The organism is Chryseobacterium sp. PCH239 (assembly GCF_018924625.1).
In the GTDB taxonomy this organism is placed as follows: domain Bacteria; phylum Bacteroidota; class Bacteroidia; order Flavobacteriales; family Weeksellaceae; genus Chryseobacterium; species Chryseobacterium cucumeris.
In genome coordinates this window covers 4,948,725-4,971,506 of the sequence record NZ_CP073027.1, presented here as the reverse complement: position 1 = coordinate 4,971,506, position 22,782 = coordinate 4,948,725, and the positions used below count along the sequence as shown (strand labels likewise).

The window sequence follows — 22,782 nt, the reverse complement described above, 5'->3', positions numbered from 1 at the left end:
GCTATTGAATCAATTAAGAAATAATCGAAACATTTCATTATGAAGACAATTGTCATTAAAAACTTTGGCGGACCTGAAGTTCTGCAACTTGCGGAAATGCCTGTTCCTATGATAACAAATCCTTCTCAGGTATTAGTAAAAGTACGAGCAACATCTATTAATCCTCTTGATTATCAGATAAGACGGGGAGATTATGAATCATTTTTCGAGCTCCCTATTATAACGGGTCATGATATCGCTGGTGATATTATGACTGTAGGTGAAGCGGTAAAACAATGGAAGCCTGGTGATAAAGTCTACTATTCTCCTCGCTTTGGCAGCTCAGGCGGTTATGCGGAGTATCACCTTACTGATGAGTCCTCATTATCCAGAATGCCGGATAACATCAGCTATGAAGAGGCTGCTGCCATTCCACTTATTGGAGGAACAGTTTGGGAAATGCTTGTGGTAAGAGCTCAATTGAAAAAAGGAGACAGCATTCTCATTCTTGGTGGTGCAGGTGGCGTAGGAACACTGGCTATACAAGTTGCGAAATCACTGGGTGCTTTTGTGTATACAACTGGACAAAGTGTTCTGCATGAGGAATTAAAAAAGCTTGGAGCAGATGTAGTCATTGATCACCATAAGGAAAACTGGATTGAAGAAATAAAAGCACATACCAACAGAAAAGGAGTTAATGTGATTATTGATACTGTAGGAGGAACAACACTTTCAGACAGCCCACTTGCTTTAGCAGATTATGGTTCTGTTGTAACACTGGTAGATATTCCACAACCTCAAAACCTTATCAATGCCTGGGAAAAAAATGCCACCTATCATTTTGTTTTTACCCGACAAAGCAGAGATGAGCTGTATCAGATCACTGAATTAATTGAGAACGGACAAGTAAAACCTGTGATAGACAGTACATATCCGCTTGAAGAGGTTCAAAAAGCTCATCAAAGAATAGAGGATTCTAAACGGGACAGACCATTATTGGGGAAGATTGTACTTACAGTGTAATTATTTTATTAGAAGGTCATCAAAATCGAAAACATCATTGTATTCAATGATGTTTTGTTATTTGTAAAATGCAAAATATCAACAACTTGAACACTCACAATAAAATCAATCTTTAAAATGATAAAGGAAAATCACATCTCCAGTATAGGCAGGTTTCACATGGTCTTTAATCAGGAGTTTGGCCTCCACGATTGCTTTTACAGTTCCTCTAAGGTTAGTAACAGATTTTACGGTTGCCTGTAGTTTTACCTCACTATTTACGGGAACAGCTTCTCCGAACTTAAGATTTTCTATTCCGTAATTGATTTCCATTTTTACATTTCTCACATCTGCAATCTGTTTCCAGAGATAGGGAATCAAAGACAATGTTAAATACCCATGAGCAATGGTTGATTTAAAAGGGCCTTCTTTCTCTGCCTTTTTCTGATCCGTATGAATCCACTGCTGATCCAGGGTGGCATCTGCAAATCTATTAATCTGATCCTGACTTATCGTATGCCAGGCAGAATCTCCCAGCATTTGCCCTTCAAGAGACTTATACTCACTAAAATTATTAATAATAATCATATCTTTTTCTGAACCTTTTAGGAATTACAATATGTACAGCTCAATCATTATCATCGTAGCCGAGTGTATATCAAGTCTGCATATTTATTTTCCAGGCATCCGGTCTTAGTCTGTCAATATTCAGACCAATTGCTGCCTTATTTTCTTAAATCCCTGAAAACCTCTTACATAAAAGTAAGAGGCTAATGAACATCATGAAAATAAAAAATAAAAAGTAATCCGTATTACATCAATGTTCTTTCAGACAATATATCCAGATCCAGAAGTTTTATGGATTTGAATAAGAAAAAATATAAAATATGAGGCTTGATATGGCAAAGTATATTATTTCAACATATTTGCAATTAAGACTTTTATTATGCCAACGTTACGTTAACAGCATTTAAACCTTTATCGCTTTTTTGTATATCAAAAACTACTTTATCATTTTCACGGATCATTCTTGTGTTTAATCCTGAAGAATGTACGAATATATCTTTACTTCCGTCTGCCGGAGTAATAAAACCGAAGCCTTTTGCTTCATTGAAAAATTTTACGGTGCCTTCTTGCATTGTAATTGTTATTAAAAAATTGTGTATTATGATCTGTAAACGCTACAGATTTTATTTATGATATTCTGAGAGGTATTGTGCTTCCCATCAATGGTTGAATATTTTTAAGATCCGGGTGCTTCATCGTCTGTGGTATTGAAGATGCAGGATCTGCAATAATCTCTACAGGCTTGTTCAGGATTGCTTTGGCGAAATATTTTAAACTTCCCGGCATTGCAGCAGAAAAAAGCAGGTTTTGTCTTCTATGAGAAACCAGATTTAATATTTTTTTTATATGATTAGCGAATCCCATATCAAGCATTTTATCGGCATCATCTAAAACAAACAGCTCAATTTTAGAAAGATCAATATGTCTCTGATTTTCTACATCAAGCAATCCTCCGGGTGTTGCCACAAGAACATCTACTCTTTTTCTCAGTGCAGCAAGTTGGCTTCCAATGGAAACCCCTTCATAAATAGAAAGCAGAGATAATGGTAAATATTTACTGTAGATTTTAAAATTCTCTTCTATCTGTATTGCCAGTTCCTGAGTGGGTGTAAGTATTAAAGTTCTTATTTCTTTATGATCCGGAGTTTGTCTTTTCAGCAGCTGTAAAATAGGCATCGCAAATGCAGCTGTTTTTCCAGCACCTGCCTGTGCAGACACTATAATATCTCTTCCTGCCAAAATATGCGGAATTGCAGAATACTGTATTTCAGTAGGCCTGGAATATCCGGCTTCTGTCACTGCACGGATAATAGGATTAATTAGATTTAAATTTTTAAAATTCATTATAAATCCGGCATTCCCGGTATCTTAACACAAATCTGTTGATCAGAATTTGAATCGGTATATTATAATGACAAACAAAAAGAGTATTCTTTTCTGTTCATCTTTCTCTTGCTTCAGCTACAATAATATTTTTATCTATATTACGAATGGCCAGGCAATAACGTGTCGCTCTTATCTACAATAGAACTTTATAATCTCTTATTTCCACTATGAAAACAAAGGCTATAAATTGGTAGCTGAAAAAGCAAAACTGAAAGAAAAAAGTGATTTTAAACTATGACAGAATAGCAAAGGCAGTGACCTGTTTTTATAAATGTTCTGCAAACCTACAATAAAAAAAATAACACCACATTATTTAATTAACTGATTATCAAAAATTTATTCGTACCTTCTGCAAATTAACCAAATTATTTGCTGACGCGGATGATTTTAAACTCCGGAATATGCAAGCTTTTTCACCCATCCCCCAACCTTCTCCCAGAATATCAGAATCCCATTCCGGCCCACATGTAAGAATTGCTTATTTCATTATGATACATCATAAACCTGAAGTATTTAAAAGCATGTTTGAGAAAATCTATACAAGAGATCAGTTTTATCTTATCCATATTGATAAAAAATCGAAACAAGAGTTCATTGAAGAAATACAACTTTACATCGTTCATTTTCCCAATGTCTATATTCTGGACAGTATGAATATAGTTTCGGGAGGTTTCAACATCGTTCAGGCAGAATTGAACGCTATGGAATTCCTCCTGAATGTAAGCAAAGAATGGGATTATTTTATTAATCTGAGCGGTGAAGATTATCCATTGAAATCACAAAATATTATCCGTAAATTTCTTACGACCAATAAAGGCAGGAATTATCTTTTTTATTATGATCAGAAGTTTTACAGACCCGACACGCTGAAAAGAATACAAAATCACTTTACAGAATTGGCTTATGTTATTTCATCTTTCATCTACAAAAGATCTTTTATGAAAGATGTGATTCCTTATATAGGTGGTAAATGGTTTATGTTTACAAGAGAAACCTGCTTATTTTTAACAAACAACAAAATGGTAATGGATTTTGAAGACTATTATCTTCATACTTTTTTACCTGCAGATTCATTTTTTCAGACTGTTCTTATGAATACATCGTTCAATGATATTATCGTCAATGATGATAAAAGAGCAGTACTTGAGACCTCCTTTTTTCAAAATACACAGAATACATTCAATTATATTCAATCATTAAAATCTGGTAATCAGCTTTTCATCAGAAAGGTTAACAAAAAAACGGACGAAAGTATCAGAAAGTATATTGAAGAAAGCTACCTTACTCCCCTTCCTTATATAAATGAAGTAGAAAGAGAATTGAAAAGAAATAACCGTCAAAACAACTGATCTTTGCACTTCATCCTCAATATACTTAAGTCAGATACTCTTTAATGTTTTTCTGCCAAATCATTATATTTGGAGGAACATCATCAAACGTGTTTTATTCAAATTAAAATATGGAAAAGAAGCTGACACCGGAACACTTAAAACGGCTAACATTAGACAGTCAGGGATTAACACAAAATACACCATTCGGAACCGGAAAAACTGCAGTTTTGAACGCTTTGGAACATCTCGGATATATACAGATTGATACATTATCTATAGTGGAACGGGCTCATCACCATACGCTATGGACAAGAATCCCGGATTTTAAGGCAGATAATCTGGAAGAACTGGTAGAGGACCGTAAAGTATTTGAGTATTGGTTTCATGCTGCTTCTTATCTTCCGATGCAGGATTTCCGATATGTTTTGCCTCAGATGCTGATGATTAAAAGAGGAGAATCCCGTTATTACAATGCTGATCCTAAAGTGATGAAGTATGTAGTAGATACCATACGCAATGAAGGTCCTAAAAGAGCAAGAGATTTTGAGAATGAAAGCCATAAAGCAGGAAGCTGGTGGAATTGGAAACCTGCCAAGCTGGCTCTTGAGAGACTTTTCATGCAGGGAGATCTGATGATCAGCGGACGTTCCGGAATGCAGAAAACGTATGATCTGGCCGAAAGGGTTCTGCCATCTTCCACGAATATCTCAGAACCTACTCCATTGGAGTTTGCAGAATATCTGGTAAAAACCAATCTGAGAGCCTATGGATTTACGACATTAAAACAAATCACTCACCTCAGAAAAGGAAATGCTTTAAAAACGAATGTCAATAAGGTTTTACAGATGATGCTTGAAGAAGATACAATATCAAAAGTGACCAGTGAAGGAGGATCTTCTGTTTTTGTTCAAAATGAAATACTGGAAAAAACATTTGATCAGGCAAGCTCCAGTGTATGGCTGTTGTCTCCGTTTGACAATTCCATTATTCATCGGGATAGAATCAAACAGATTTTTGATTTTGATTTCCGTCTGGAATGCTATACTCCAAAAGAAAAAAGACAGTATGGTTATTTCTGTCTGCCTATCCTGTTTGGAGATCAGTTTATCGGAAGGGTTGATTGTAAAGCGCACAGAAAAGAAAAAAAACTGGAGCTTATTCATTTACATATTGAAAACAGTACTATTAATCTTGATTTATGGCTTAAGCCTTTCGTAGAGACCTTAAAACGCTTTGCCATTTTCAATGGTTGTGAGTCTTTGGCTCTGACTCAAGTAAGTCCATCAAAATTGACCACTGTTATCAAAAAAGAATTATCCAAAGTAAAGTTTAAAAAGTAATGGAGAACTATTAAAAAGACAAATCGCACTATTGACTTCAATAATGCGATTTTATTTTTTAGGAAGCTCCTATTAATTTAATTTCTGATTTGTTTTCTGGACAAAATCATTCCATTGCTGGTTCAAATAAGTTATTGCTTTCTTTTTTTCACCATCATTCATAGAAGAATAATTAATGGAATTAAAAACCAGTTTTTTCAATGCTTTCACATTAAGTTCCCAATAGATCTGTGTTACCCAAAAATCATAGCTCAGACCTGTGTATCCATACACTGAAGGATCATCACTGTTAATGGAACATTGTACTCCGTTGCTCAATAAAACCCTTGCAGGATGATTTCTCAGGTCACTTACATATCCTAAGATCTGATTACTAAGTGGGCTTACTTCCACCAGCCTATCCTGTTTTCTGATCTGTTCCATCGTTTTGGGGAAATAGATCAGATTCAGTCCGTGACCAATTCTTTTATTGTTGAGCAGCGCTACATCCAGAATATTTTTATTCAGGATAGAATTGCTTTCTCCGGCATGAAGGAAAAGAGGCAGTTCTACTCCGTATTTTTTATGAAGTCCGCTCATTGTGGCCCAGCTTTTCTCAAAAAAACTGATATGATGTCCCGCTGCTTCATCTGCCACAAGGTCAAAGCCTGAGATCATATCCGGAAATTCTTTCTTCATTTCAAATGCCGTTTCCAGCTGCTTCTCAATACTTTCATTATCTAAGAATTTAAAACTCGAATAGATCAGTTTAAGGGTGAACTGCGGATCTGACTGATGTACTTCTTTAAGAATATCCTGCAGATCTGTAATCGTCGTCTTCATAGGATATTTTCCATGTTGAAAATCATAAAGTTCATCAAAGATATATCTGATTTCTACGTGCTGTACTTTGTCTTTTATCAAATCCTGAAATCCTTTCAGATAATATGCCTTAAAGAAAGGACGGTACGGAAGCAGTAAACTGATACGTTTAAAACGTTTTTCAAATTCAATCCAATAATCTGTGTAAGAGCAAAGATTGTCTCGTTTCAATGTAAGAAGGTCCTGCAGTTCTTTTTCAAAACCAGTGGTTGAGGCCAGCTTTTTATCAAGGCTTACAAATCCTTCCGGAACTTTTCCTTTTTCAAAAAAAGCCAGCTGTCCGAAAATGTACTGATCATTATCTTTCTGATCAAAAACATAGCATTCCTGATATTTTCTGGCAGTCGAAATAATCCATTTCACATCTGTAATTCCCCCACTGTGGGTATGCAACAGACCACCTTTCGGCATGGTCTGAAGGATTTCAAACAGTTTGCTGCTTTCCATTAATGGTTTTAATTCATTAAAAGAGCTGTTATATAAAGATATTTTCTTTGCTTCCGAATCACTGAGAAACTGTTTACGGATCTGGAAGAGTTTTTTATCCAAAGTCATTTCTGCATCGGACAATTTTATATCGGCATCAAATGCCATTGCTGCATTTTCTTTCTCTGATAATGCCAGGTTCTGCTGGTATGCAGATTCTTCAGTTACTTTACCTTGCCCCCAAAATAAGGGTGCTGCAAAAAGTGATATATAAATAAGGTATTTTTTCATCATACTAAATATTGGAGGGGTTTGTACTGTCAGTTATGTTTTAACCGATAAAATAAAAGTAGCTTGTTATAGCAAAAATTGTGCAAAGTAAAGCTAATTCAAAGATAATATTATTTTTTTGAGCCTCCAGCTAGAAATATTATGCTTTAATTTTTTTGTTCATGCTCATATAAAAAATATAATCCATTTGTAAATGGTTTAAGAGGTTCCCTAAAGCACCTGTTATTTTTTTGCATAGACAAAATTCCGAAATATTCATCAGAAGACTTCACTAAAACCTATTTTCTTATTAGCCAAAAAGGAAACATCATAAACAGATGTATTTTTTCAATGAAGCAATCAAATTTTTAACACTTTTTTAATCTTTAGCCGTTGCACTTATTTTTAAGTTTAATTACCTTTGTCTCTGGAATGCGGAAAAGATTTTATCAATATTTGTACAGTTTGTTATTTGCGTTGCTTACCGTTTTAGGATGGTACTATGGGCAAATTCAGCAGTATATTTCAACGGATATTTCTTCTGACCTTCATTTTACTACGGATCTTCTTGTTCATGAAAAAAAGAGCATCAAAGAATCTTTTGCATTTCTTAAAAATGAGTCTAATGATGCCTACAATGTCAGCCATCCCCGCTACAATAAAATCAGAGCTAATCTTTCTGAAAACGACAATGAAAATGACGACAACGTAGAGTCCTCCGGTTCTACAGAACTTATTGCTCTTTTCAAAGATGGCTTCTGGCATCTTATTTCAGGCTTTGTTACGACATTTCACAACAAACAAATTGCTGTTTCACTTGCTCAATCAGAACATTTAAAGACCTTACATGATGATCTGTACCTTCAGTACAGGGTCATCCGACTGTGATTTTATACTAATTTTTTCGAAAATCTTATCTGCTTTCATGCTTTATTGTGAGAGCCGGTAACTCTATTTTTTCAATTATAAATTATTATAAAAACAATATTTATCATGGTCAAGAAAAGTCTCATGTATATCAACTTGTGCCTTATTCTCTTGTTTGTAAGCTGTCAATCTGAAAAAAAGGAAAAAACAGAAGCAGCGTCATTCAACGTAACAAGCCCTCTTATAAAAGATACTTTAGTCAACAAAGATTATGTTGCACAGATCCGTTCTATCAATCATATTGAGCTTCGTGCCCAGGAAAAAGGATACATCCAGTCTATTTATGTAGATGAAGGGCAATTTGTTCAGAAAGGGCAGCTGATGTTCAAAATCATGCCTAATCTTTATGAATCTGATGTAAACCGTGCCAAAGCGGAATCCAAATATGCGCAAATCGAATATCAGAATACCAAAAACCTTTCTGACAAAAACATCGTTGCTCCTCAGGAAATGGCTATGGCTAAAGCAAGGTATGAAAAAGCGCAGGCCGAACTTGCTTCAATGAATACCCATTTAAAATTTACCGAAATCCGTGCTCCTTTCAATGGAATTGTAGGAAAATTACACGTACGTAAAGGAAGTCTTGTAGATGAAGGTGAGCTTGTAACCGAGCTTTCCGACAACAGCAAAATGTGGGTATATTTCAATGTACCGGAAGCTGAATATCTTAATCAGATGGATGCCAAAAAGGATAATAATCCAATGCATGTACGTTTAAGAATGGCCAATGGCAAAGAGTTTACACAAGATGGTATTGTACAAACCATAGAGTCTGATTTTGACAATGAAACCGGAAATATCGCTTACAGGGCTACTTTCCCAAATCCGAAAGGACTGTTGAGATACGGAGAAACCGGAAACATCGTTATCACCTCACCTTATGCCAATGCAATGATGATTCCACAGAAAGCGACTTTCGAAGAGCTGGAAAAGAAATATGTCTATGTGATTGGTAAAGATGGTAAAGTACATGCGAGAGAAATAAAAGTGGCTGCTGAATTACCCCATATTTATGTCGTCGCTTCAGGGCTTGGAAAGGATGACAGAATCCTTTTGGAAGGGCTTAGAATGGTTCAGGAAAACCAGAAGATCAGCTCAAAATACCAAAAGCCTGAAAAAGTAATGTCGAACCTGGATCTGTACGCCGAGTAACCCAAAAACAGCATTATGTTTAAAAAAGTAATACACCGACCGGTTTTCGCCATTGTGATATCGGTTGTGATCCTGTTTATGGGAGGGATTGCTATGAAGCAGCTTCCTACTGAACAGTTTCCAAAAATTGCCCCTACCACCGTAGCTGTTTCTATTGCTTATCCGGGAGCGAGTGCAGATGTATTGGTAAAATCATCTTTGATTACAATTGAAAATGCCATCAATGGAGTTCAGGGAATGCGTTATATCACCACCGATGCTACCAGTGCCGGGGAAGCTACGGTGAACGTTGTCTTTGATCCCGGAACCGATCCCAATGAAGCGGTAGTTCTGGTAAAAACCAGAGTGGATCAGGTAATGCCTTTATTACCGGAACTGGTACAGAAAGAAGGGGTTGTAGTAAACCCGATTCAGCCCAGTATGCTGATGTACGTGAACCTTTACAGCACCAATAAAAGTATGGATGAAAAATTCCTGTACAACTACTCTATGGTGAATATCATCCCGGAAATTAACCGTATCCACGGAATTGCAAAATCTCAGATCCTGGGAAGCCGAAGATATGCCATGCGTATCTGGCTGAACCCTGACCGTATGCGTGCTTATGACATCTCTGTAGATGAGGTGATGAAAGCTATCGGCGAACAAAGTATCATTGGACGCCCGGGGAGAATCGGACAAAGTTCCGGTATTGCAGCACAGTCACTGGAATATGTACTGACTTATAAAGGGCAATACAACAAACCGGAAGAATATGAAAATATTATCGTGCGTTCCAATGCCGAAGGAGAAAATGTAAAGCTAAAAGATATTGCCAAAGTAGAATTGGGAAGTGAATTCTTTGATATTTATTCCAATCTTGACGGGCATCCTTCCGCATCTATCGTTTTAAAACAGAATTACGGAAGTAATGCCAATGACGTAATCAGAGATGTGAAAGCAAAACTAGCAGAAATGAAAGGGAACTTTCCTCCGGGAGTTGATTATAAAATCAGTTATGACGTTTCCCAATTCCTTGATGCTTCTATCGAACAGGTAATGCATACGTTGAGAGATGCGTTTATCCTTGTGGCCATCGTGGTTTTCATTTTCCTTGGTGACTGGCGTTCTACTTTGATTCCTATTATTGCCGTGCCGGTTTCTTTGATCGGAACATTCTTTGTGATCCAATTCTTTGGGTTAACCATCAACCTTGTTACTCTTTTTGCTTTGGTACTGGCCATCGGTATTGTGGTTGATAACGCGATTGTAGTGATAGAAGCCGTTCACGCCAAAATGGAAGACAGTAATATTTCGCCTTATAAAGCGGTAAAAGAAGTGATGGGTGAAATTGCCGGAGCTATTATTGCCATTACAGCCGTGATGGTAGCCGTATTCATTCCTATTTCATTTATGACAGGTCCGGTGGGAACTTTCTATCGTCAGTTTTCTATTACCATGGCAAGCTCTATTGTGATTTCTGCGGTAGTAGCCCTTACTCTGACTCCGGTTTTAGCTGCAATGCTATTGAAAAACCATCATGGAAAACCTAAGAAAGTCAATATTTTCACCAAAGCTTTAGACTCTTTTAACAGCGGGTTTGATAAAATAACAGGAAAATATGCTTCATTCCTTAGAAAAATCGTAAGCCGAAAGGTGGTAACATGGGGAATTCTGATTGCTTTCTGTGCCGGAATTGTGATGATCAATAAAGTACTTCCGGGCGGGTTTATCCCGAATGAAGACCAGGGAACTATCTATGCTATTATCCAGACTCCTCCGGGTTCTACCCTTGAACAGACGAATAAGGTTTCCAGAACATTGCAGAAAATCTGTATGGGTGTAGACGGTGTGGAATCTGTATCATCTCTGGCAGGATACGAAATCATGACGGAAGGCCGTGGTTCGAATGCAGGAACCTGTCTGATTAACCTTAAAAGCTGGAACGACCGTGATCATTCTGTGAAGGAGATCATGGAAGAACTGGAAGAAAAATCAAAAGATCTTGGAGCTACCATTGAGTTCTTTGAACCACCAGCTGTACCGGGATTCGGATCTTCGGGAGGTTTCTCTATGAGACTTCTGGATCTGAACAGAACGACAGATTATCAGGAATTTGATAAAGCCAATAAAGATTTCATCGCACAGCTTAAAAAGCGTAAGGAGCTTTCAGGAGTCTTCACCTTTTTTGCGGCTAATTATCCTCAGTATGAGCTGGTATTTGATAATAATGCAGCCATGCAGAAAGGAGTTTCTATCGGAAAAGCGATGGACAACCTCAACATTCTTATCGGTAGTACCTATGAACAGGGCTTTATCCGTTTCGGGCAGTTCTTCAAGGTGTATGTACAGTCTTCTCCGGAATTCAGAAGACTTCCGACAGATATTATGAATCTGTATGTGAAAAATGACCGTGATGAAATGGTTCCTTATTCAGCATTTATGACGATGAAAAAGACACAGGGACCTAATGAAATTACCCGCTATAACATGTACAATTCCGCTGCCATCCGTGGTCTTCCGGCTGCAGGATATACAACGGCAGATGCTATTCAGGCCATCAATGAAACCGCGGCCAAAACACTTCCTCACGGATATAAAGTGGCGTGGGAAGGATTGTCTTATGATGAGGCACAACGTGGTAATGAAGCGATCTATGTCTTCCTTGTTGTTTTGGTATTCGTGTATCTGGTTCTGGCGGCTCAGTATGAAAGTTTCCTGATTCCGTTTGCGGTACTTTGCTCTTTACCGGTGGGAGTTTTCGGGTCTTTCTTATTATTAAAAGCAATGGGACTTGAAAATGACATCTATGCACAGGTAGGATTGATCATGATTATCGGATTACTGGGTAAAAACGCAGTACTTATTGTAGAATTTGCCGTGAAAAGGCGTCAGGCAGGAGATTCTATTCTCGAAGCTGCCGTAGAAGGCTCCAAAGCCCGTTTCAGACCGATTCTGATGACTTCTTTTGCCTTTATTGCAGGATTGGTTCCGCTTGTTTTTGCAAGAGGTGCGGGAGCGATCGGAAACCATACCATTGGGGCATCTTCACTGGGAGGAATGCTGATAGGAACACTGTTCGGAGTGATTGTAATTCCGGGGCTTTACTACATATTTGCCAAGTGGTCTGATGGTAAAAAAATGATCAAAGACGAAGATGAATCTCCATTAAGCGAAGACATGATCCATTATGAATAAAAGAAAAATATATCAATATGCAGGTCTGGCAGTCGTCTTATTAAGCCTTACTGCCTGTAAACCTATAGAAATAGCACAACGTACTGAGAACAAAACTGTCCCTGAAAAATACGGTTCAGCAGAAAACGACACTATCAATACCGGAAAAATGAAGTGGAATGAATATTTCAGTGATCCGCATCTTCAGGAACTGATTACCCAGGCCCTTCAGAATAATCAGGAACTGAATATTGTCCTTCAGGAAATTGAAATGTCTAAAAATGAAATCAAAGCCAGAAAAGGGGAATATCTTCCTTCTGTAGGTTTAAAAGCCGGAGCTGGTGTAGACAAAGTAAGCCGATACACCAATATCGGAGCTATGGAGGCCAATACCGAAATAGAGCCCGGCAGAGAAATGCCGGAACCTTTATTTGATTTTGGAGCAGGTGTTCAGGCACAGTGGGAAACGGATATCTGGGGAAAGCTGCATAATGCGACAAAAGCACAGGTACAGCGATATCTTGCCAGCATTGAAGGAAAGAACTTCATGACCACTCATCTTATTTCTGAGATTGCAGATTCTTATTATGAGCTCCTGGCATTGGATAATGAGCTGGTAATCCTGAATCAGAATATCAAAATTCAGAATGATGCGCTGGATATTATCAAAGAATTAAAGAAGAATGCGCGATCCAATGAACTGGCAGTACAGAGATTTGAAGCCCAGGTTCTGAAAACTCAGGGAATGCAGTATGACATTCAGCAGAAGATAGTTGAAACGGAGAACAGGATTAATTATCTGGTGGGAAGATTTCCACAACCCGTGGAAAGAAGTCAGGATTCTTTTGATTCTGTTATTCCGCAAGCTGTGTATGGAGGAATGCCTTCCGAACTATTGGAAAACCGTCCGGATATCAAACAGGCTGAATATGAACTGGCTGCTGCCAAGCTTGACATTAAAGTGGCCAAAGCAAGGTTCTACCCTTCTCTTGATCTTTCTGCAGGAGTCGGGTTACAGGCTTTTAATCCACTGTATATCATCAAACCTCAGTCGTTTCTGTTTTCTCTTGCAGGAGAACTTACAGCACCTCTGATCAACAGAAGGGCGATTAAGGCCGCTTACAATAATGCCAACGCCAAACAGATTCAGGCAGTGTATCATTATGAGCAGACTGTTTTGGGAGCTTATATTGAGGTAGCCAATCAATTGGCTAAAATTCATAATCTGGAAAGCAGTGTGAATATCAAAACGAAGGAAGTAAATGCTTTAACAAAGTCTATAGATATTTCCAACGACCTGTTCAAATATGCCCGTGCTGATTACATGGAAGTTTTACTGACTCAAAGGGATGCCCTGGAATCCAGGTTTGAGCTGGTAGAGAAGAAAGTGAACCAACTTAAAGCGAGTGTTGCTGTTTACAGAGCGCTTGGCGGTGGTTGGGATCAGGCTCCGTTGGCAGTTCCGGATATTAAGAAAGAATAAATCCATATTTTAATCTTGTTTTCATAAGAAGTCTATCGAAAGATGGACTTCTTTTTTTGTTATCACCGCAGATCTCACAGATTGACACAGAGGTTTGGGATAATTTTATATTATGATTGATAATTGATCATTTATCACTTATAATTCAAATCATCTTTAGCCCTGATAGCAGCGGTTACCCCGCAGCAGAAAGTGGATTCAGCCAGGTGCGAGGAGTATGAGCGGATAGCAGGATGAAGCTCCTGATCCTTATTCTCATGAAAATACAGCTATAAAATAAATAAAAAGTCTACAAAATAAATAGACTTTTTATTTTAAATTTAATTCACACTTGAAAAATTAACTTTTTTATCATTTTTTAACATTTTCAAACATGGAATTAATTAATTAAAAATCAAATATTTACGATTCATAAATTTAATTCAAATCAATTAACCTACTAATTTAGTAGACTAATATGATTTATCTCATGCTCTTGTTTTATCTGGGTTCGTCATTTATTAGATAATTTTGACCCAGTTAAAAAAATCATAAACTTTATTCTCATGAATAAGAATACCTTTAATTCTTACCTATGCACCATTACGGTGGCAGCTTCTGCACAGCAAAATTGTTGTGGAATGTCTGCCCTTTCACAGCACAACTGCATTTCTCAAAACATGTGCTTTGATATGATGTGCATGATGATGATGTGCTAACTTTTTAAGAGATACATTCATTACTGTAGGAATTAAAGCCAAAGAGTTCAAGGCTTCTTTCATCCGGGTACCTCTCCTGTAATTTTACTATTCGTTTTATAACCTCCCTGAAAAAAGGAGGCGGAAAGTCACATTTTTTAACGGGAGATCAGCAGTAATACACAATTCAGTTTTAAACCTAGATTAATATAATGAAAAAGAAACAATGCAAGCTTGGTGTATTGGCCTTACTCCTGTTCGCGGAATATGGTTTTGCACAAAGCAAAGACAGTCTTTCCAAAGAAACTTCCATCAAAGAAGTGGTGGTGGTAGCTTTTGGGAAGCAGAAAAAAGAAGAAATTACGGGATCTGTACAGTCGCTGAAGGCTAAAGATCTTTCTAATCTTCAAAACGGAAATATTCTTCAGGGAATTGGAGGAAAAGTAGCGGGAGTACAGGTGATTTCCTCAGGACAGCCGGGCTCCCAGCCGACCATCAGAATGAGAGGAATAGGCTCTATCAACGCGTCCAGTGATCCGTTAATTGTACTCGATGGCATTCCATACAGCGGAAACCTGAACAGTATTGCCGCATCGGATATTGAAAGTATCTCTTTTCTTGAAGATGCTTCTTCGAATGCTTTATACGGTTCCAGAGGGGCTAATGGTGTTATTATTGTGAACACCAAAAGAGGAAAAAGTAAAGGTGTAAGTATTGAGGCCGATGTAAAAACAGGAGTCAACTTCAGGTCTATTGAAGATTATTCGGTTTATACTTCTCCTCAGGATTATTACACAGCTTATTACAACAGAGCAAGAATTGGTGAAATTGCAAGACTGAAACAGCCGGGAGCTGTTCCTTCCGGCCCTTCTCCTCATGATGTGGGACTTTCAGCACTGACAAAACTGGGATATAATGTATACAATGTTCCTTTTAATCAGCTGATATCAAAGGATGGTTCTTTTAATTCTGATGCAAAATTATTGTATCAGGACGATTGGAAGAAACTGCTTTTCAGACCTGCTTTGCGAAGAGAAGCAACAGTGGGAATCAATGCCAATGGGGATCAGATAAAATCTTATACTTCTCTTAATTATCTGGATGATAAAGGATATCTGATTTCTTCAGGTTTCGAAAGATTCGGGATCAGGTCTAATGTGGACTACTCTATCACCTCTAAACTGAAGCTGACCAGTGCTTTATCTTACACTTACAGCAAGCAGGATTTCGGGGAGACCGGAGGTTTTTCCAACCCTTTCCAGTTTGCCAGAAATATTGCTCCTTTCTATCCTGTTTTCCTGAGAGATAACAATTACCAGAGGCTTTATGATAGTTATGGAAATGCTCTATATGATTACGGAGACGGCCAGGGTCCCAACGGAGCCACAAGATCTTATGCGGTGTTTGAAAATCCTGTAGGGAATCTTCAGAAGAATAAATCACAAATCGTAAGTAATGTGACCAATCTTAATCTTGGGTTAAATTATGAAATCATCAGAGGACTGGATTTTACTTATAATTTTGGTGCCTATCTTGAAAATACAAGAAACCTTCAGTTTGGAAATACGGAAGGAGGAACTTCATCTTCTGTGGGAGGAACTATTTCGCAGAGTTCAAACTTTAAATATACACTGAACCATCAGCAGTTGCTTACCTACCAGAAAAAACTGGGAAATCACAGCTTCAACCTCCTTGTAGGACATGAACTGAATAAAATAAAAGATGATGGCTTTTCAGGATCAAAACAGCAGCTTTTATTACCTGACTCACAAGCTTTTGATAATGCTGTGAAAATTACCGGTTTATCAGGAAGCGGTTATGAATATGCGGTAGAAGGCTATTTCACAAGGTTACTCTATAATTATGACGGAAAATATTTCTTCAATGCCAATATCCGTAGAGACGGTTCCTCTGTATTTTCTCCGGAAAGCAGATGGGGAAATTTCTATGGACTGGGACTGGCATGGAATATCGCAAAAGAGAATTTCCTTAAGGACAACAGTGTGATTAATTCTTTAAAATTAAAAGCTTCTTACGGCCAGCAGGGAAATGACAACATTCTTTTAGGAAGTTCCAGCAGAGATTATTATGCGTATCAGGATATCTACGGAATCAACAACTTCGGGGACGACAAACCTGTTCTGTCGCTTAAAAAACAAGGAAATAAGGATTTAAAATGGGAAACCTCCAAAAACCTGAATGCCGGTTTTGAAATTTCACTTTTAAAAAACAGAATCAACCTGAATGCTGATTATTTTGAAAGGAAAGTGTCGGATATGATTTACACGCTTCCTCTTCCTCCCTCCAATGCAGGCTCCTATGTGAAGTATGGAAATATCGGAGATATGACCAACAGAGGTGTTCAGGCGAATGTCAATGTAGATATCCTTCGCGGTGATGAGTTCCAGTGGAGTTTTTATGCGAATGCCACTCACTATAAAAATAAGATTACCAGATTACCGGCTGAGCAAAGAAATACAGGACTTGTTTCAGGTTTATTTATCCTGACAGAAGGTGGAGACCGTTACACCTATTTCCTAAAAGAATTTGCCGGAGTAAATCCTGAGAACGGTGATGCTTTATGGTATCGCACAACCATCAACCCAACTACCCAAAAGGAAGAAAGAACAGTGACCAATAATTATAAGGAAGCCACCGACTATAACACCGGAAAGTCTGCTATTCCAAAGGTATATGGAGGATTCGGAACAGATTTCAGCTTTAAAAGATTTAATCTTGCAGTGAATTTCGCTTACCAGTTCGGAGGCTATGGCTATGATGATATTTACAGAAGCTTATTCCATTCTGACAGCTATGGTTCCAACTATTCAACAGATCTGGATAAAACCTGGACTCCGGAAAATCCAACGGCTGCCTTACCGAGAGTAGATCTTACCGCTACAAACCAGAACGGAAATTCAACGCTGTATCTGATCAAATCGGATTATATCAGCCTTCAGGACGTAACCCTCTCCTATCAGCTTCCCGATGGTTTTGCACAACAGGCAGGCTTATCAGGTTTGAAAATCTATGTGACAGGAAACAACCTGTACCTATGGTCCAAGAGAAAAGGTTATGATCCGAGAGCTTCGCTGACGGGAGTTTCAGATTCGTACCGGTATTCTCTGTTGTCAAGCGTCTCTTTAGGCTTTAAACTTAACTTTTAAAAGAACAGGAATGAACACAATACAATACTTTATAACAGCTGTAACCCTAAGTTTTTTGGTTACCAGCTGTGCTAATGATCTCAATACGTTACCGGAAGGGGATATTTCCGGAGAGCAGCTCAATAACGATGCAAACAGTCCGGAAAAAATTCTGGGTGGAATCTATCTTGATCTTCGAAGCAATGGTGCAGGCGGTACCACCGTTCACTCAGATTTCGGAATCATGGGAATTAAAGCAGGTGCTGATCTGATGTCTAATGATGTGATCCAGTCTACCAACCAGCATTTAGGAATGTTTTATAATTATGAAGCCACTAATGCCAGTAATATTGCTTCTGAGATTGTATGGACTACTTTTTATGCAAGAATATTCGTAATCAACAAGCTGCTGGATGGTCTGGATAAAAATGCCAATGCAAAAAACAGAGCCATTGCAGGACAGCTGCTCGCTTTAAGAGCTTATTCCTACTTTTATCTGGTGCGTTTTTATGCCAATGATTATAACGGACATCAGTCTGAGCCCAGCCTTCCATTGGTTCTTACCGCAGCTAATCCAAGTCAGGGACTTCCGAGATCAACAGTTGCTGAGGTATATACGCAAATCAAAAAAGATATAGAAGAATCTGTAACGCTTTTGGATACTTACACCAGACCTTCCAGAGCCCAGATAGACCAAAGAACTGCTAAAGCTATTGCCGCAGAAGTATTTCTGGAAACACGGGATTATATCAAGGCAGCCCAATATGCTCAGGAAAGTAAACAGGGAATTGCCCTGATGACCGAGGATGATTATACCAATACCGGATTTTCCAATATCAATAATCCTGAGGTAATATGGGGTTTTCATAATACGATCTCCACAATGAGCATCGGAAATTATTATGCTTCTTTCTTCTCCATGTTTGATAATACGAATGAAGGATATGCCGGAGCCGCACAAATCCGTAAGCTTATAGACAAGCGCCTTTATGAAGCCATTCCGGCAACGGATTACCGTAAAAAAGTATTCAATGGAAACCAGAATGCTGCATATACATTCAACGGAAAAACGAAGAATTATCCGCCTTATGTAAGCTGGAAATTTAAAGATCCTACGCTTTTTGAAGGAGATTATATTTACATCAGAGCATCTTCACTATATTATATACAAGCGGAAGCTCTTGCCAGACAAGGAAGAGAAGCAGAAGCAAGACAGGTATTATTTGACATTACCTCCAAAAGAGATCAGGCTTACACATTATCTACGAAATCAGGCAGCGAGCTGATTAATGAAATTGTCCTGCAAAAGAGAATAGAACTTTGGGGTGAAGGCTATGCCTGGTTTGATATGAAAAGACTTAATACTCCTTTAGAAAGAGTATACACCGGAACGAATCATACTTTTGGAAGATTCAACCTGACTCCTGATAAATTCAGATTCCAGATTCCTAATAAAGAGATTAATAATAACCCACAAATCAAACAGAATGAGTAGATAAACAGAAACAATTTTACATTCAAATATATTCAGTGACGAGGCGCCATTTACTTGTAAGTGGCGCCTTTTTTATTGACTAAGGTAAGTTGCTGATATATTTTTGACTTTCACTTGCTAAAAATCTTTGATTTTTTCGTGCCTTAAAATTATGCATAGAATTAAAAAGCTTTGCGTCTTGGCGTTTTCAAAAACACAAATAAGAAAGGTATAATTGAAAAACGTAAAAACGCAAAATTCTATTAAGAAGACTGCTATAAGGCGCAAGAATTTTATCTGCGATAAAATTGAATACTGTTATTTCAAAGTCTCTTGCAGATTCTTTATTTTATAATAATATCAGACTTGTAATGATCTTTTACGAGTTCACCATTTTTATACAATCTCTGGTTAACCACTTTTCCCTTTTCATTAAAATAAAGCCACAACGCATTTTTTCTTCCTAAAGAATCCAGACGTCCCATTTCTTTCGGCATTTTGTTGTTATGAAGAATCTTAACAGGATACAATCCTTTCAGGTCTTTCAGGAAATCCACTTTTTCAGGGATCAGTTCAGAGTCATTCCCGATTTTGAAAATATATTTTTTCCCTTTATCACTATTCAAAATCAGTTCATCACCTGATATCTTATATTTACCTTCTGAAAAAGGTGCTGTTAAGATTTGATCATAGCTTACAAGTTCTGTTTTTAAAAACTCAAAATTTCCATCTCTTATATAAAGTGAATAGCTTCCATTTCCCGATTCCAATTCAACATATTTAGGGTATTCTTTATCTTTTTTACAGGAAATAACGGAGAAAAGAAGTACAAAAAAGCAGATAATTTTAATTTTCATACGAACTAAATTATTAAAATATCCTGAATAAAATAACAGTAGATCCCATTCTTGTTATTTTCTGTCTCCTACTCTACCTTCTTTCCAACTCCTTAAGTTTTCTTTTCATCAGCTTAATTTCTGCAGATTGGGTTTTAAAAATATTTCTCTGAAGAATAATCAGTTGTGGATCGCTGAGGTGTACTTTTTCAGATATCAAAAGGGCAGCTGCATGATGAGGAATCATACTTTTTACAAACTGCCTGTCATCCACATTCACCTGTTCTCTGATTCCAAACCAGGAAAAAAGACTTGTCATCACTCCAATACTTACAATGATACAATTGAGTTTTCTGTTTCTATACCTCTTTCGCATAACCCATAATTCAATAAGTAACATGGCTGAAACCATCATGAGAGTCATGTATAAATTATTAATATTTGAAATAAAATTTCTCGGGTTGTCTATCATCGTGTACATAATGATGTACATAAAACAGAACATCATCAAAGCCATAAGTACAAATCGGCTGTACATTACAGAAGAATTAATTGAATGTTTTTTATCTTCTTTTAAAGAAGAGACTTCATTTTTATGCTTCATAATTTCCATAAGAGAGGGCACTGTAAATAATTATATAATTCAAAAACTTGTGATAAAAATAATACTATTTATCTGACAGGTTTATGCTTATACTCATAATAATTGACGAAAATATTTTATTGTGTAATCAAAAAAAAATATATTTGGAAACCTAAAAATTAAGACCAAACTCACATGAAAAAAGGAATTATTTTCACATTCTTCGCTCTGTTATTCCACTTATCTCTTTTCTCTCAGGGTTCTAAACTTCCGGATCTAAAAAAAACAATTGAATCCATTCTCTCCAATAAAAAGGCAGATGTAGGAGTTTCAATTATTGATCCTTACCACAAAGAAAGAATACAGATTAATGGCAATAAGCTTTATCCAATGCTCAGTACCGTAAAGTTTCCAATTGCATTAACGGTTCTGAACAAAATAGAAAAAGGTGAACTTTCTTTACAGCAAAAACTGCTCATTAAAAAAGAGGAATTATTGGAAGATACCTGGAGCCCATTCAGGAAAGAATATCCTGATGGTAATATAGAAATCAGTTTGGAAGAAGCTATAAAATGGATGGTTTCTTACAGTGACAATAATTTAACTGATATTTTGCTAAGGTTAATTGGCGGGCCTGAGCCTGTACAACAATTCATCAATAGTAAAGATTTCATAATTAGGAACAATGAAGAAGATATGCATAAAGACTGGGAATCTCAATTTGTAAACAAAATAACACCCAATGAGACTACCAAACTGCTTGAGGCATTCAACAATGGAAAAATTCTCAACAAAAAACATACATTGTGGCTTTATAACGCCATGCTTAACAACACTACAGGAACAAAAAGGCTGAAGGGCAATTTGCCACAACATGTAAAAACAGCCCATAGAACAGGAACTTCCTTTACAAATAAAGAAGGAATGACGGGCGCTGTTAATGATTTTGGTATTATAGAAATTTCCGGTAAGAAAAAGTTCTACATCGCTGTTTTTATTCATGATACTTATGAAAAATTCGGTGATGCGGAAGCTATTATTGCTGATATCTCCAAAGCGGCCTATGAATATTACAACAAAAAATAAATGATGACCATAACAAAATTACTCTTCACAGGTGCAATTTCTACCCTGCTATCTATTAACGCGACAGCTCAGAGAAAAGACATTTATGCCCATAAAATTGACAGCATTATCACAGCTTCCAGCCCAATACAGTTCAATGGCGTTGTTCTGGTCACTCAAAAAGGAAATATACAATATCTGAAATCCAACGGTTACAAGGATTTTGAAAAAAAAATTCCTTTGAAAACAGATGATCAGTTTGAAATCATGTCAAACTCCAAGCAGGTGACCGCTGTTTTGGTTCTACAGGCTGCCGAACAGGGAAAACTGGATCTTCATACTCCTATCAAAAAATATCTTCCCACTCTTACACAAACCTGGGCAGATACAGTAACAATCCATCATCTCCTGAACCATACTCACGGAATTACCAAACTGGAAAAACCCTCAGCTTTCAAAGCCGGTTCACAGTTTAAATATGGAAATCTCTCTTATATGATGCTTGGAGAAATTCTTAAAAATACCACAGGAAAAAGTTTCACAGAACTTGCCGGTTCTCTTTTTAAAAAACTAAGAATGGATCAAACTTTTGTTTATAACCCAAAGAATAATCAATCTCTCGTTCCCGGTTATATGAATGAAAACAATCAGTTTGAGAAAGTAAAAGAGTCTTTTCTGAATGATGACATCGCTCCTGCCGCAGGAATCATTTCCACCGTACAGGATCTGGCAAAATGGGATCAGGCATTATTTAAAGGTAAACTTCTCTCCCCGGGATTTCAGAAATTAATGATGACCCCTTCCACACGTTCTCAGCATGATGTATTTGGAAAAGAAAGCATGGGATTCGGGTACAATATAAGGTTCATCAAAGAATCAGGTCTGGATTATTTTGCCGTGACTGGTCTTGGCGATGGCTTCACCTGTCTTAACACCTACTTTCCTTCCACAGATACAACATTGATCATCCTTGAAAATCAGATGCCTGAAAACCGTGAATACTGGAGTTTCAAAGAAGCTGCAATAAAAAATGCTGTTCTGAAGGCAATAACTTCTAAGTAAACCACAAAAAGCTTTTAAAAAATATCCACCAAAGGCTTTTAAAACACACAGTATTTAAT

At 37.3% G+C, this 22,782-nt stretch carries 18 protein-coding genes; 12 read left to right on the top strand and 6 right to left on the bottom strand.

Annotated elements, in window-relative coordinates:
* The first annotated feature begins 39 nt into the window (after nt 1-39).
* Entirely contained in the window at nt 40-1,002 is a 963-nt protein-coding gene (locus tag KBP46_RS22815; protein ID WP_216444265.1) for a zinc-binding dehydrogenase, read from the top strand.
* A 105-nt stretch (nt 1,003-1,107) separates the two neighbouring features.
* On the opposite strand, the gene KBP46_RS22810 is transcribed toward KBP46_RS22815, so the two are convergent.
* From KBP46_RS22810 to KBP46_RS22800, 3 genes are all read right to left on the bottom strand, one after another.
* Nucleotides 1,108-1,569, bottom strand: coding sequence for a MaoC family dehydratase (locus KBP46_RS22810; RefSeq protein ID WP_216444264.1), 462 nt, complete (start codon nt 1,567-1,569; stop codon nt 1,108-1,110).
* 356 nt (nt 1,570-1,925) lie between these two features.
* On the bottom strand, nt 1,926-2,120 hold the full coding sequence (locus KBP46_RS22805; protein ID WP_062671956.1) for a cold-shock protein: 195 nt from the start codon (nt 2,118-2,120) through the stop codon (nt 1,926-1,928).
* 55 nt (nt 2,121-2,175) lie between these two features.
* A complete protein-coding gene (locus KBP46_RS22800; RefSeq protein WP_228432471.1) occupies nt 2,176-2,892 on the bottom strand; it encodes a DEAD/DEAH box helicase in 717 nt (238 codons plus the stop codon).
* A 443-nt stretch (nt 2,893-3,335) separates the two neighbouring features.
* Here KBP46_RS22800 and KBP46_RS22795 point away from each other — a divergent pair, with 443 nt between their 5' ends.
* Both KBP46_RS22795 and KBP46_RS22790 read left to right on the top strand, forming a co-directional pair.
* On the top strand, nt 3,336-4,283 hold the full coding sequence (locus KBP46_RS22795) for a beta-1,6-N-acetylglucosaminyltransferase (protein ID WP_123279623.1): 948 nt from the start codon (nt 3,336-3,338) through the stop codon (nt 4,281-4,283).
* A 110-nt stretch (nt 4,284-4,393) separates the two neighbouring features.
* The gene (locus KBP46_RS22790; RefSeq protein WP_216444263.1) at nt 4,394-5,605 is read left to right on the top strand and encodes a winged helix-turn-helix domain-containing protein; all 1,212 of its coding nucleotides are present in this window, start codon (nt 4,394-4,396) and stop codon (nt 5,603-5,605) included.
* A gap of 72 nt (nt 5,606-5,677) precedes the next feature.
* Here the strand turns inward: KBP46_RS22790 and KBP46_RS22785 are convergent, their stop codons facing one another.
* Nucleotides 5,678-7,186 carry an adenosine kinase gene (locus KBP46_RS22785; RefSeq protein WP_216444262.1) on the bottom strand — a complete coding sequence of 503 codons (1,509 nt, stop codon included), beginning with the start codon at nt 7,184-7,186 and terminating at the stop codon, nt 5,678-5,680.
* Nucleotides 7,187-7,618: 432 nt separating this feature from the next.
* Between KBP46_RS22785 and KBP46_RS22780 the strand changes: the two genes are divergently transcribed.
* The 7 genes from KBP46_RS22780 to KBP46_RS22750 all read left to right on the top strand — a co-directional run bounded on the left by KBP46_RS22780 (nt 7,619) and on the right by KBP46_RS22750 (nt 19,198).
* Entirely contained in the window at nt 7,619-8,050 is a 432-nt protein-coding gene (locus KBP46_RS22780) for a hypothetical protein (RefSeq protein ID WP_131797483.1), read from the top strand.
* A gap of 105 nt (nt 8,051-8,155) precedes the next feature.
* On the top strand, nt 8,156-9,241 hold the full coding sequence (locus KBP46_RS22775) for an efflux RND transporter periplasmic adaptor subunit (RefSeq protein WP_123279627.1): 1,086 nt from the start codon (nt 8,156-8,158) through the stop codon (nt 9,239-9,241).
* A 15-nt stretch (nt 9,242-9,256) separates the two neighbouring features.
* The gene (locus KBP46_RS22770) at nt 9,257-12,418 is read left to right on the top strand and encodes an efflux RND transporter permease subunit (protein WP_062671968.1); all 3,162 of its coding nucleotides are present in this window, start codon (nt 9,257-9,259) and stop codon (nt 12,416-12,418) included.
* Entirely contained in the window at nt 12,411-13,880 is a 1,470-nt protein-coding gene (locus KBP46_RS22765; protein WP_216444261.1) for a TolC family protein, read from the top strand. The genes KBP46_RS22770 and KBP46_RS22765 overlap by 8 nt, the downstream gene beginning before the upstream one ends.
* Before the next feature lie 545 nt (nt 13,881-14,425).
* The gene (locus KBP46_RS22760; protein ID WP_157885756.1) at nt 14,426-14,578 is read left to right on the top strand and encodes a hypothetical protein; all 153 of its coding nucleotides are present in this window, start codon (nt 14,426-14,428) and stop codon (nt 14,576-14,578) included.
* Between the two features lie 191 nt (nt 14,579-14,769).
* Nucleotides 14,770-17,724 (top strand): SusC/RagA family TonB-linked outer membrane protein, encoded by a 2,955-nt coding sequence (locus KBP46_RS22755; RefSeq protein WP_216444260.1) that lies wholly within the window; start codon nt 14,770-14,772, stop codon nt 17,722-17,724.
* Nucleotides 17,725-17,734: 10 nt separating this feature from the next.
* A complete protein-coding gene (locus tag KBP46_RS22750; protein WP_216444259.1) occupies nt 17,735-19,198 on the top strand; it encodes a RagB/SusD family nutrient uptake outer membrane protein in 1,464 nt (487 codons plus the stop codon).
* A gap of 323 nt (nt 19,199-19,521) precedes the next feature.
* Here KBP46_RS22750 and KBP46_RS22745 read toward each other — a convergent pair whose 3' ends face one another.
* Nucleotides 19,522-20,034: a hypothetical protein gene (locus tag KBP46_RS22745; RefSeq protein WP_123279631.1), complete on the bottom strand. Its 513-nt coding sequence runs from the start codon at nt 20,032-20,034 to the stop codon at nt 19,522-19,524.
* Between the two features lie 73 nt (nt 20,035-20,107).
* On the bottom strand, nt 20,108-20,617 hold the full coding sequence (locus KBP46_RS22740) for a DUF305 domain-containing protein (RefSeq protein ID WP_228432473.1): 510 nt from the start codon (nt 20,615-20,617) through the stop codon (nt 20,108-20,110).
* A gap of 174 nt (nt 20,618-20,791) precedes the next feature.
* On the opposite strand from KBP46_RS22740, the gene bla reads away from it, so the two are divergent.
* Together bla and KBP46_RS22730 are read left to right on the top strand one after the other, a co-directional pair.
* Nucleotides 20,792-21,682 (top strand): class A beta-lactamase, encoded by an 891-nt coding sequence (gene bla / locus KBP46_RS22735; protein WP_123279632.1) that lies wholly within the window; start codon nt 20,792-20,794, stop codon nt 21,680-21,682.
* The gene (locus tag KBP46_RS22730) at nt 21,683-22,723 is read left to right on the top strand and encodes a serine hydrolase (RefSeq protein WP_216444258.1); all 1,041 of its coding nucleotides are present in this window, start codon (nt 21,683-21,685) and stop codon (nt 22,721-22,723) included.
* Nucleotides 22,724-22,782 lie beyond the last annotated feature (59 nt).

Excerpts from the sequence above, each read along its gene's own strand:
- KBP46_RS22730 (WP_216444258.1), top strand. The coding sequence starts at position 21,683 with ATGATGACCATAACAAAATTACTCTTCACAGGTGCAATTTCTACCCTG.
- KBP46_RS22810 (WP_216444264.1), bottom strand. The coding sequence starts at position 1,569 with ATGATTATTATTAATAATTTTAGTGAGTATAAGTCTCTTGAAGGGCAA.
- KBP46_RS22745 (WP_123279631.1), bottom strand. The coding sequence starts at position 20,034 with ATGAAAATTAAAATTATCTGCTTTTTTGTACTTCTTTTCTCCGTTATT.
- KBP46_RS22785 (WP_216444262.1), bottom strand. The coding sequence starts at position 7,186 with ATGATGAAAAAATACCTTATTTATATATCACTTTTTGCAGCACCCTTA.
- KBP46_RS22765 (WP_216444261.1), top strand. The coding sequence starts at position 12,411 with ATGAATAAAAGAAAAATATATCAATATGCAGGTCTGGCAGTCGTCTTA.
- KBP46_RS22815 (WP_216444265.1), top strand. The coding sequence starts at position 40 with ATGAAGACAATTGTCATTAAAAACTTTGGCGGACCTGAAGTTCTGCAA.
- bla (WP_123279632.1), top strand. The coding sequence starts at position 20,792 with ATGAAAAAAGGAATTATTTTCACATTCTTCGCTCTGTTATTCCACTTA.
- KBP46_RS22805 (WP_062671956.1), bottom strand. The coding sequence starts at position 2,120 with ATGCAAGAAGGCACCGTAAAATTTTTCAATGAAGCAAAAGGCTTCGGT.
- KBP46_RS22800 (WP_228432471.1), bottom strand. The coding sequence starts at position 2,892 with ATGAATTTTAAAAATTTAAATCTAATTAATCCTATTATCCGTGCAGTG.
- KBP46_RS22740 (WP_228432473.1), bottom strand. The coding sequence starts at position 20,617 with ATGAAGCATAAAAATGAAGTCTCTTCTTTAAAAGAAGATAAAAAACAT.
- KBP46_RS22750 (WP_216444259.1), top strand. The coding sequence starts at position 17,735 with ATGAACACAATACAATACTTTATAACAGCTGTAACCCTAAGTTTTTTG.
- KBP46_RS22795 (WP_123279623.1), top strand. The coding sequence starts at position 3,336 with ATGCAAGCTTTTTCACCCATCCCCCAACCTTCTCCCAGAATATCAGAA.
- KBP46_RS22790 (WP_216444263.1), top strand. The coding sequence starts at position 4,394 with ATGGAAAAGAAGCTGACACCGGAACACTTAAAACGGCTAACATTAGAC.
- KBP46_RS22770 (WP_062671968.1), top strand. The coding sequence starts at position 9,257 with ATGTTTAAAAAAGTAATACACCGACCGGTTTTCGCCATTGTGATATCG.
- KBP46_RS22755 (WP_216444260.1), top strand. The coding sequence starts at position 14,770 with ATGAAAAAGAAACAATGCAAGCTTGGTGTATTGGCCTTACTCCTGTTC.
- KBP46_RS22760 (WP_157885756.1), top strand. The coding sequence starts at position 14,426 with ATGAATAAGAATACCTTTAATTCTTACCTATGCACCATTACGGTGGCA.
- KBP46_RS22775 (WP_123279627.1), top strand. The coding sequence starts at position 8,156 with ATGGTCAAGAAAAGTCTCATGTATATCAACTTGTGCCTTATTCTCTTG.